Origin of the sequence: uncultured Collinsella sp. (assembly GCF_959026545.1) — a bacterium.
GTDB lineage: Bacteria > Actinomycetota > Coriobacteriia > Coriobacteriales > Coriobacteriaceae > Collinsella.
In genome coordinates this window covers 1-10,805 of the sequence record NZ_CAUFLV010000029.1, presented here as the reverse complement: position 1 = coordinate 10,805, position 10,805 = coordinate 1, and the positions used below count along the sequence as shown (strand labels likewise).

The 10,805-nt window shown below is 61.8% G+C and carries 11 protein-coding genes and 1 pseudogene; all 12 read right to left on the bottom strand.

Annotated elements, in window-relative coordinates:
• Positions 1 to 218: 218 nt before the first annotated feature.
• Positions 219 to 479 carry a 30S ribosomal protein S20 gene (gene rpsT, locus Q5Q88_RS09075; protein WP_118653683.1) on the bottom strand — a complete coding sequence of 87 codons (261 nt, stop codon included), beginning with the start codon at positions 477 to 479 and terminating at the stop codon, positions 219 to 221.
• 304 nt (positions 480 to 783) lie between these two features.
• Positions 784 to 1,743 (bottom strand): DNA polymerase III subunit delta, encoded by a 960-nt coding sequence (holA, locus tag Q5Q88_RS09070; RefSeq protein ID WP_118653684.1) that lies wholly within the window; start codon positions 1,741 to 1,743, stop codon positions 784 to 786.
• 142 nt (positions 1,744 to 1,885) lie between these two features.
• Positions 1,886 to 4,159 carry a DNA internalization-related competence protein ComEC/Rec2 gene (locus Q5Q88_RS09065; RefSeq protein WP_302743120.1) on the bottom strand — a complete coding sequence of 758 codons (2,274 nt, stop codon included), beginning with the start codon at positions 4,157 to 4,159 and terminating at the stop codon, positions 1,886 to 1,888.
• Between the two features lie 128 nt (positions 4,160 to 4,287).
• Positions 4,288 to 5,043 (bottom strand): helix-hairpin-helix domain-containing protein, encoded by a 756-nt coding sequence (locus Q5Q88_RS09060; protein ID WP_302743118.1) that lies wholly within the window; start codon positions 5,041 to 5,043, stop codon positions 4,288 to 4,290.
• Between the two features lie 279 nt (positions 5,044 to 5,322).
• The gene (gene thiI / locus Q5Q88_RS09055; protein WP_302743116.1) at positions 5,323 to 6,594 is read right to left on the bottom strand and encodes a tRNA uracil 4-sulfurtransferase ThiI; all 1,272 of its coding nucleotides are present in this window, start codon (positions 6,592 to 6,594) and stop codon (positions 5,323 to 5,325) included.
• The gene (locus Q5Q88_RS09050) at positions 6,595 to 6,879 is read right to left on the bottom strand and encodes a DNA-directed RNA polymerase subunit omega (protein WP_118653688.1); all 285 of its coding nucleotides are present in this window, start codon (positions 6,877 to 6,879) and stop codon (positions 6,595 to 6,597) included. It abuts the gene before it with no gap.
• Between the two features lie 5 nt (positions 6,880 to 6,884).
• On the bottom strand, positions 6,885 to 7,454 hold the full coding sequence (gene gmk / locus Q5Q88_RS09045; protein WP_118653689.1) for a guanylate kinase: 570 nt from the start codon (positions 7,452 to 7,454) through the stop codon (positions 6,885 to 6,887).
• Complete coding sequence (mihF, locus tag Q5Q88_RS09040; protein ID WP_118653690.1) at positions 7,455 to 7,763, bottom strand: integration host factor, actinobacterial type; 309 nt, start codon at positions 7,761 to 7,763, stop codon at positions 7,455 to 7,457.
• Positions 7,764 to 7,961: 198 nt separating this feature from the next.
• Complete coding sequence (gene pyrF, locus Q5Q88_RS09035; protein ID WP_118653691.1) at positions 7,962 to 8,687, bottom strand: orotidine-5'-phosphate decarboxylase; 726 nt, start codon at positions 8,685 to 8,687, stop codon at positions 7,962 to 7,964.
• On the bottom strand, positions 8,681 to 9,589 hold the full coding sequence (locus Q5Q88_RS09030) for a dihydroorotate dehydrogenase (RefSeq protein ID WP_199588902.1): 909 nt from the start codon (positions 9,587 to 9,589) through the stop codon (positions 8,681 to 8,683). The genes pyrF and Q5Q88_RS09030 overlap by 7 nt, the downstream gene beginning before the upstream one ends.
• An 11-nt stretch (positions 9,590 to 9,600) precedes the next feature.
• Positions 9,601 to 10,371, bottom strand: a complete 771-nt coding sequence (locus tag Q5Q88_RS09025; RefSeq protein ID WP_118653750.1) for a dihydroorotate dehydrogenase electron transfer subunit — start codon at positions 10,369 to 10,371, stop codon at positions 9,601 to 9,603.
• Between the two features lie 117 nt (positions 10,372 to 10,488).
• A pseudogene (locus Q5Q88_RS09020) lies at positions 10,489 to 10,805 on the bottom strand (amidohydrolase family protein); the annotation flags it as partial.

The following is a 10,805-nucleotide window of genomic DNA, read 5'->3' as shown; positions in this document are numbered from 1 at the left end:
GGCTGGCGGCCTAAGGACGGAGGCCCCGGTCTCCAAGATTTCTGCCGCACGCCCATTTCATGAAGTTTTGTCGAGTTGTGCTACCAAACCCTGCGTGAGGAGTGTCCGAAGCTCAAGCCCCGCCCCGACACGCGCCAGCACGTCCCGAAAGCGAGTCGCGGCAAAAAACGGGCCCCGTGAGAACGGGACCCGTCGCAAAGCGAATTGTTCGCGAAGACCTAGAGGCTGTTCACGAGGTTCTGGACGCCGGACTTGCGGTTGGCAGCCTGATTCTTGTGGATAACGCCCTTGGCAACGGCCTTGTCGAGCTTACGGTAGGCGGTCGTGGCAGCAGCCTGGGCAGCAGCCTTGTCGCCAGCCTCGACGGCGGTCTTAACGTGCTTGATCACGGTCTTGAGCTCGGAGCGGATCGCCTTGTTACGGACGCGAGCGATCTCGTTGGTGCGGATGCGCTTCTTCTGGGACTTGATGTTTGCCATCGGGTTCGGTTCCTTTCGGGTACTTACAAGGTCTTACTATCCGGCCTCTGAGACACGGTTGTTGAGGTCATACGGGCGAGTATTTTACACGCGGTCCAGCCGCGGCGCAAGCCGCATTGCGTAATTGTGCAGGTTACTTGCGGAATTCACAAGTAAGATGCGAGCCCGTACGGTCATATGCGATCCGTGCGAGCCGCCGGGGCCACTTGCCATTTCCCATGTCCGAACCTATCAACTGCCCATGACGATGACCGCACATGCAACGACACCTCGTCGGACCAGTTTGGCATCCCGAGCCCTGCAGTTACCGACTGGTCATGGAGATGACCCACATACGCAACGCCAGCTCGCTGTCGCGCGAACCCTTGAGCGCAAGCTCGACCTCGATCGCCTGGGACAAGGCCTCGAGCAGCTCGTCCATGCGCCAGCGTCGCGCCCATGAAAGGTGGTTCTTGACCTGCCAACCCTGGACGCCCAACGTGGTGGCAAGCTGGCTCCCCTGCCCTCGGGTGTCGAGGGACTTCGCAATGATCAATTCGCGCAGACGTGTGACGAGCAAGGACCACAGCCTGACCTCGCTCTTTGCCGGCTGGAGCTTGAGCAACTCCAGCGAACGCACAAGATCTCGCGCGGCAACGGCGTTTAAGAACTCCCAAGGCTTGACCTCGGCGGTCCGCATAACGTGTCGCTCAATATCGGCAAGCGTTATCTCGGACCCTGTGACCATGGACGCGAGCTTCTTGAGCTCGTTGTCAAGCATCCTGGTGTTCTCTCCCGAGCGCGCAACCAGCGCCTCGGCGGCGGGAAGGCCCATCGCCTTCCCATGAGCTGCTGCCATCTTGACCACCTGGGGCGGCATCTCCCATGTCTTTTTGGGCGCACAGTCGATAATCGCTTTATCGCCAAGCTTCTTGATCGCCTTATACAAGCGCGTGTTCTTGGCAAGAGTGGTGGCCACCACCAGGCACACGGTCGTCGGGGACGGATTGGCAAAATACTCGACAAGGGGCTCGCTCATCGCCTTAGGGAGCTTGTCGCAGTTGGTCAGAATGACCAATCGGAACTCAGCCCCCATGGGAAAGGTGTTGAGGGAGGCGACGATATCGTCGACCTGCGGGTCTTTGGTCATATCGCGCTCATCGAGGTTGAACTCGACCATGCCTGACTTCCCCAGGCGAGCACGCATACGCTCGACGGCACGCGAGCTCTTGAGTTCGTCGGATCCCACGATCAAATATCCTGGCAACAGACCTTGCCCGGCCATGCGCGCCCCTTTCGAAACGACACGTCAGGCGCTGTATCCCTGACGGGCGGAGAATTTCATCAACTATACCCCGATGCGGACCTTGAAGAGTTCCTCGGATGCCGAATACCGGCATTCCGGCCCTTCACCTTCCTCGTTCCCGTCATTGAATCCCCTGGGTCTTAACGACAGGACCCGTCTTTCCCGGACGAATGATCACATCGCCCACGTCCTTGGTGCACAGAAAACGCGCACCGGCTCGTTCGAGCAGTGACACGCACACCGGATCGGGATGGCCGTAGGAATTCCCCTCGCCCGCACTCGCCACAGCGAGTTCGGGATCCAGCAGCTCAAGCGGCTTCTCGGCAACAGCGATCTCCGAACCATGATGACCCACTTTGAGCACGTCGATATCCCCCACCTCATCCGCGTATTCCGCAAGCTCATCTTGTTCCGTATCACCCGTAAGAAGCATGTCCAGACTCGCCCCCTCACCATTGCCATACGATACGTCCAAGCAGAGGGAGTCGGCATTTTCCTCACCAGAGACCAAACCCTGGGGCCATACAACCCTACAGGCGAACTCCCCCACACGGATCACATCGCCTACTTGCACCTCGACAATCTCTTGAGAGACGCTTGAGAGCTCGGAAGGCGCATGCGCGGATGCGCCGCAGGCAACGACGATTTGGCCGACCGGCATGGCGTCGAGCACATCGGGGAGACCGCCCCAGTGATCGCGATCCCAATGTGTCACGACCACCGCGTCCAGCGCATACACGTTGTTTCGCGCGAGCGCCTCTACGACGGCATTGTCGACGCCCGCATCGACCAACATGGTCCTCGAGCCATCGCGAATGAGAATGGCATCGGCTTGTCCCACGTCAAGAATCGCGACCTGTGCCGGGGCGTACATCGACCATCGCAGGATATGCGCCACGAGCAGCAACGCCGGCAAACCGATGATGCAAGAGACTCGACGCGCCGAGGCATCGCGCCACCTCACATAGACCACAATCGCCGCACCGTATGCAAGTACCGGCAACCACCAAGGAGCGACAACCGTCATCGATGCAAAGGGAACGGCGGCGAAGAGCCGCGCGAGAAAGATGGCGAGCTGCGCCAGGGCGTCGGGCAGCCACAAGACCGCATCGGCAACACGAGCGATCAACGCCTCCGGCACATCCGCAAGCACACCCACGCCATACACCACCTCCCCGACTGCCGTCGCTCCAAGACCCGCCATCAGCAGCCCCGTCATCACCGGCCCCACAACGAGATTCGCCAATGGCGCGATGAGCGACACCTCACCGAACACCGGCAGGGTTACAGGGAGTGTCGCCCACTGCGCGACAAGTGAGAGGGAGAGCGGCTCGGCAATTGCGGTCGGCAGGCGAAGGCACGCGAGGGCATACGAGACATACCGGCCAAGCACCCCGATGAACAAGACGCTGAGCGCCGAGAGCTGGAACCCAAGATCGTACACAACTCCCGGATTGAGCCAGACGAGGGCCGTCACCGTGAGAGCGAGGGCAGAGGGGGCGTGCGATCGACGCCCACCGAGGATTGCTGCCGTAGCCAGCCCGACCATCGAGACCGACCGGAGCGCAGAGGGCGCACCCCCGGTGAACATCACGTACAGCGCCATGACTACCAGAAGCGCCGCACTTTTTGCCGCGCGCCCGCAGCGTAAGCGCCGCAGCAGCATCTCAAGCATCGCGGAGATGTAAGCCAGATGACTCCCAGACACGGCGACAAGGTGCGTGAGGCCACAGCGAGAGAACGCATCGTACGCGTCTTCCCGCGCGAGCTCCGTCACGCGCCCGCAAACCGTACCAGCCAGCAAGGCCCGGGATGGACCGCACGCTGAATCAAGGATGGAAAGCGCAACGGTGCGCGCCACAGCGACGGGCGAGCTAGACGCATTCTCTTCCATTTCCAAAACCGTGGCGACATCGAGAACTCCCACCTCGCCCCTCATGAACCTCCCGCGTGCCCAATCACCTTCTTCCAACCGCTCGATGTGCCCGACAACCCTAAGCGCCGCACCGGATTCGACGGTGCGTCCCGTGGTCGCTCTTAGCCGAACGCCGGTAGGGATACCGGAGTCAACCAACTCGACAGTTGAGGATGCCCCGTATTCGCCGAGACTCGGGTCTCCTATGGTGACGAACTGCCAGGCGCTTACCGATGCAGACCCCGCCATGTGCAGGCGATGCTCCCAACCGGCGAGCTCCACGCCCGAGATCGCAGCAGCAACCGCACACCCAACGCCGGCAAACACCAGCGAAAGACGCACGTAGCGACCGGGAAATGACCCCTCGTCATCTCCATGAGCGGTCCCCTCCCAACGAGCTATGAAACGCCATGCGAACAGTGCCAGTGCGCATCCAAGAACGACCAACGCCCCGATGGTGCCCCAAGGCGCAACCGTCACTTGTGCCCGCCGCGTCCAACCTATCTGCATGACGCATGCGGCGGATGCACATGACCCGATCGCCAAAAAGGCCGTGGGCGGAATATACGGACGTACGGGCTTCTCAACTACGCCCCCGCGCATCGCCATCACACGCAGATGCCCGATTTGAGCTTTTCGAACTTCTTCTCCCCTATGCCGCTCACACGCATAAGATCCTCGATGGTGGAGAAGGGTCCGTTCGCGTCGCGGTCTTCTATGATTGAACGCGCTGTCGAGGGCCCTATACCCGGCAGCTCGTCGAGTTCCGCCTCGCCTGCTGTATTGATGTCCACGAGGGAGCCACCCGCATCTCCGTCTCCCGTCGACGACGCGCCATCTCCCGATGAAGATCCGCCCGCAAGCGCGCTCTCGGACAGCTCCTCACCAACACGCGGAATGTAGATCTGCTGTCCATCCGATACCCTAGCCGCGCGATTAACTCGCGACAAATCAGCGTCGCCAAGAGCTCCCCCCGCGGCGGCGATCGCGTCGCCCACACGCGCATCCGCTTCGAGTTCAAAGACGCCTGGTTCCGTTACCGCCCCGGCAACATCAACGATGATGTCGTCGAGCGAGTCCCCTGTTTCCCCATCGGCTCCCGCACCATCGGCCTCCGTTTCATCCGTGTCCCCAGAATCGATGTCAGTGCCTTTATCCGAGTCGACATCGCGTCGTATCTCAACCCCATCAGCCGAGGCAAATCCATCTCTCGCGACTCCCCCGGCAAAGAGCATCCCAAGTCCAACCGACCCCAGTACCAGTCCTGTCACCAGTGCGAATGCGAAGCACGCGATCGGTCTCTGACGCAGGTACAGCGCGACGCGCGTTGCGAGGGCCACACGCTTCTTTTCAACCTGAGCCATGTCACCACCTCCCCCATCCATCGTTGCAGTGCCCGCACGATGAGTTCGGGAGTTTTTTAGAAAGTCTTCAATGCTCTGTTGAGGGCTCAGGCACGCGACTGACACGTCAGGCAAGGTTCCTGCCCGCAAAAGGCAAGGGCTTCGCGATGGGATGGACATGGGACCAAGGGCGGGAGGGCCCGCGATCTCGGTAGGGATGGCTCCAAAAGCAGAACGGGGTCGAAACGACCATATCGTCTCAACCCCGTTCGCATCAGCCTACCTACGGCAGCATGGAAATCATTCCGTTGCAAGGTCTTCGGGCGCATCGGCCTTCGGACGGAGAAAACGCGGCGCCAGTTCGTCATGACGCTCGCGCATCGCACGCGGCCGCTTATAGACGGGAGCGGTAAAATCAACGTACTCGACGTGCTCAACCAGGTAATCGATCATCGTCTCGTGATCGAACATGTTCCACGCCTCGTGAACGGCGTCGAGCTTCGCATGCGTCTCGGGACGGCGGGGCATGAACAAGGTGCAGCAATCGGGCGCCGTCTGGCAGGAGATTTCGTACGTTCCGATCTGCTTGGCGCGCTCGATGATCTCCTGCTTATCGGATCCGATGAGCGGACGAAAAACCGGAATGTCCACAATCTCGTTTACGGCCATGATGTTCTCGAGCGTCTGGGAGGCAACCTGTCCCAGCGACTCGCCCGTGACAATCGCCTTTGCCCCCTCGATCTTCGCAATGCGCTCGGCCACCGCGTACATGACGCGGCGATACATGATAACGCGTAGGTCGGAGGGTGTCTTAAGCGAAATTTCGCGCTGGCAGTCGCCAAAAGGCACCACGTACATGCGACCGATCTGCACCGCAGGTGCAAGCTGCTCGATGATGTCCTGACAGAGGTACTCGCTCGTATCGGCGGTCTGTGGACGACCTGAGAAGTGGATGGGCACCACAACCGCGCCGCGACGGGCGAGCTGCCACGTGGCGACTGGAGAATCGATACCTGAGGAGAGCAGCGTCACGACCTTGCCGGCACTACCCTGGGGCAGGCCGCCAACACCCCGCATGCTCTTGGCGTACACATAGACGCTGCCCTGAACGACCAGCACGTGGACAGTGGCATCGGGCTCGCGCATTTGGACCTTCTTCTCGGGATACGCGAGGCAAAGCGCCTCGCCCACCTGTCGGTTGAGGTCCATACTCGTGAGCTCGTAATCGGTGTTCGATCGGCGGGCGGCAACCTTGAACGTGTCAAACGGGCCGAACTCTGCAAGCGCGTCGATCGCCGCCCGACAGTACTCGGAGGGCTCACGGTTGGTATGAAACGCGAGAGAGCAACGTGCGACACCCGGAACCTGAGCGATCAGCGGCATGGCGCGCTCGGCTTCGCCCTTGGTGGAGAAGGTGATGAGGATATGCCCGGAAATGCGCGTCACGCACGAAACGGAAAAGGCGGCCAAAGCCGCCTTGCACGAGTCCATGAGGATGCGCTCGAACCGAGCTCGGTTCTTGCCTTTGAGTCCTATCTCGTGATAGTGCACCAGGCAAACGCGGCTGGCCATCTACGCTTCCGACGGGTCGATGTGGCCAAGGGCGGCCTCATAGCGGGCGTGGTCATAGGAGATGGTGCCATCAACGATCTCCTCCATGGCCATGGAGATGGTGTCCTTGCCAGAGAGCAGCACGGTCAGGTCATCCGTATCCTGAACAGCGAGCACGCGATTGTGCTGGCCGCGCAACATGTTGTTGATATCGCTTGCGCGTTGGGACGCAAGAGCGGAGAGAAGGAACCGGTTGTGGTCGGTCTTCTCCAGCAAGTCATCGATGGCGGGCTTCACAACAGACACTGGAATCAGTTCCTTTCGTGACGATGCAGTACGGCAATGAGCTCCTCAGTCGCGCGATCGAGGTCATCGTTTACCACGATTTCGTCGTAGCGATCACGCAGATGCATCTCGCTCTCGGCGGTATGCAGGCGAAGCTCGAGAGACTCAGACGTTTCCGATCCGCGGCCAATCAAGCGCTCACGCAGAACCTCGAGCGACGGGGGCTCGATGAAGATGAGGACGGCATGGGGGAACCGCTCTTTGACGGCGAGCGCTCCCTGCACGTCGATCTCCAAGATGAGGGACTGACCGGTGGCCAGATTGCGTTCGACCTCGCTGGCAAGCGTGCCATACCGATGATCGTGCACCTGTGCCCACTCGATGAACTCGCCGGCCTCAATCCGAGCGGAGAACTCATCGTCGGTCAGGAAATAGTAATTCACGCCGTCCACCTCGCCGGCGCGCGGAGCTCTCGTGGTAGCGGAAACCGTCAGACCCAGGTTAGGCATCTGTTCGCGAACGCGCGCGACCAGCGTACCCTTCCCTGCGCCTGACGGCCCGGAAATCACAAAGAGCTTTGGCTCGATGAGACCCACTTACTTGGTGAGCTGCTCGATGAGCTGCTCGCGCTGACGGACGCCGAGGCCCTGGACGCGACGGGTGGCGGAGATGCCCAGCTCGTCCATGATCTTGGCGGCCTTGGCCTTGCCGTAACCAGGAAGGGACTCGATGAGCGTGGAGACCTTCATGCGAGAGGCGATCGGGTCGTCGGAGTTAAGAACGGACTCGAGCGTGGTCTCGCCCTTCTTGATCTTCTCGCGAAGCTCGGCACGGGCGTGACGGGCGGCAGCGGCCTTCTCGAGAGCGGCCTTACGCTGCTCATCGGTGAGCTGAGGAAGCGCCATGTGTACCTCCAATAACGGGTTACTCATACGAATTAAGATTCCAATATGGGCATTTACGTGCGCATTTGAACCTTTAACGGCTCCTTAGGGTAGTCCATGCACTGGCGAAATGCAAGCAAAACGGAGAAAAGAACCGAGAAATGCCTGTTTAAAGGCTATGCGGACACCGTTTGGACAGGCACGGTGCCCGCTCCATCATTACTTCACGCCCCGTACCAGCTCTTCGACGATCGCCTCGTATGCGGCAACGGGGTCCTCTGACCCTGTGATGGGACGCCCCACCACGATATGGCTCGCACCACGCTCGATGGCCTGAGCGGGCGTTGCAACCCGGGACTGGTCGCCGAGCTCCGCACCAGCGGGACGGACCCCGGGCGTGACGATGAGCGCATCCGGCCCCAACAGCTCACGCATTGCCCGTGCCTCCATGGGAGAGCAGACGATACCGTCGATGCCGTTGGCCTGCGCGAGCGACGCAAGACGGGCGGCCTCATCGGCCACAGGGGAATCGACGCCGATCTGCGTCAGGGCATCTTGGTTCATACTCGTGAGCACGGTGATGGCAACGAGCTTGGGACGACTACCGCGAATCTCGGCAGCCTCCTCCGCCCCCTCGCGGCAGGCCGCGAGCATGGCACCGGAACCCAAACCATGCACGGACAATAGGTTCGCACCGGCGAGCGCGGCAGAACGAGCGGCTCCGCGCACCTGATGCGGGATGTCGTGGAACTTAAGATCCAGGAAAACCTTGAACCCACGTTCATTGAACTCGCGAACGATTTGCGGACCTTCGGCATAAAAGAGCGTCATGCCCACCTTGAGCCACTTGGCGTGCCCGGACAGGGCATCGGCAAGCTCGAGGGCGCGGGTACGGTCGCAGTCGATGGCGACGATAACGCGGTCGCGGGCGTCCGCCTCTAGCATTCAAAGGCTCCGATCAGCTCGTTGATATCACGAACGCCCTGGCTCTCCGCCCACTCCTCGAGCTCGCGCAGGATGCGCACAGAGGCGTCTGGCTCGACGAAGCTCGCCATGCCAACCGAGACGCAGCAAGCGCCGGCCAAGATGAACTCGGCGGCATCCTCACCGGTCATGACGCCACCGACGCCGCAGACCGGAATATCGACCGCATTGGCGGCCTCCCACACCATGCGCACCGCGATGGGATGGCACAGCGGGCCGGACAAACCACCCGTGGGCTTGGAGAGCTTGGAGCGGCGCGTATGCACATCGATCGCCATACCGGGAATGGAGTTGATGACGGTAAGGCCATCAGCTCCCTCCGCCTCGAGCGCCCGGGAGATCTCGGGAATGCGAACGGGGGCCATCTTCACGAACAGGGGGCGATCGGTCACCTTACGGCACGCGCGCATGACCTCCGCGGCGCCATCGGGGGTCGAGCCGCAGGCGGCGCCGCCAGCTGCGATGTTGGGGCAGCTCACGTTGATCTCAAAGCCAGCCGCCCACGGGCACAGCTCATCGAACATCTCGAGGGCGCGGACGTACTCTTCCGTGGAGTGACCGGCAACCTGGCAGATCACCTGCGTCCCCTTGCCCGTGAGTTCGTCGAGCCATGGACCGTAATCGCGCGCGAAGGCCTCCACGCCGGGATTCTGAAGGCCCACGGAATTCATCATGCCGCCGCGGACCTCGGTCATGCGGGGTGCGGGATTGCCCGGCCAGGGCTCCGCCGCACAACCCTTGGTGGTGATGGCGCCGAGCTGACTCACGTCCATGAGCTCGGAGAACTGCCACCCCTGGCCGAACGTCCCCGACGCGGTGTTAATGGGGTTCTTCATCTTGACGCCGCCGAAATCGACGGCCATATTCACCTGGCTCACCAGACCACCACCTTGGATGCATCGAACACGGGACCGCACATGCAGGCGCCCTGCATGCCGGAGGTCGTCTCGACGTTGCACGTGCTGCAGGCGCCAAACCCGCAGCTCATCATGCGCTCGAGAGACGCCTCGCAATAGACGCCGGCATCCGCTGCCGCCTGGGCGACCTTGCTCATCATGACACCGGGACCGCATGTGGCCACGTAGTCGTACCCGCCGGCGGCCAAGAGCTCGGCAGCGGGATCGGTGCAGAAGCCGCAGCTGCCGGCAGAACCGTCGTCGGTGGCAACGCGAACCGTGCCGCAACCCAGAGCCTCGAAGTCTTCAACGCCCACGAGCTTGTCGGCCGTCGCCGCGCCCACGCAGGCGTCAACGGCAACACCCGCCGCCGCGAGATCACGCGCAAGGCACAGCACCGGCGGCACGCCGATGCCGCCGCCCACCACGAGCACCCGGCTGGCATCCTCGGGCACGCACCAGCCATGGCCCCCGGGGCCAAGAAGGTCGCTCTTAAAGCCGGGCTTCCACTCCGACATGCGCTGCGTTCCATTACCCACAACGGCATACCAGATTTCTACCGTACCTGCCTGCGGATCAGCCGCGACATAGCTCAGCGGAATGCGCAGCAGCTCGCTGGCATCGCCGGGCACGCGAACGTTGACGAACTGGCCGGGCTTGAGCGCGGATGCGAGACGCGGGGCCAAAATGACGAGCGAGAAGATGCCATCGGCGATCTTCTCGTTCGTGACGACCTCGAAATCGTGCATGCGCGCAGGTGAAGGATTCGGCATATATGCTCCCCTCCCCATGCGGTGCATGGTCAAGATGTACGCGCGGCCCCGCAATGACAAATCGAGGGGCCGCGCTATGCAGATACAGCTATCTTAGCAAACGACGCCGTTGGCGAGCGTGCGCTTTCCACCCACGAAAACATCCGTGGCGCGACCGGTGAGCTCAGCGCCCTTGAATCCGGAATTCTTGGCGTGGCTGACGAAATCGTCCTCAGACACGGTCCAAGCGACATCGGCATCGAAGACGGTGAGGTCGGCGACGCTGCCCTCGGCGATCGTGACCTGATCGAGCCCGAGGATCTTACGGGGCTCGATAGCCATGAGCTCGACCATGCGGGCGAAGGTGATCTTGCCCGTCTTGACCAGGTTGGTGATCACCAGGCCGAGCGCGGTCTCGAGGCCGGTCATGC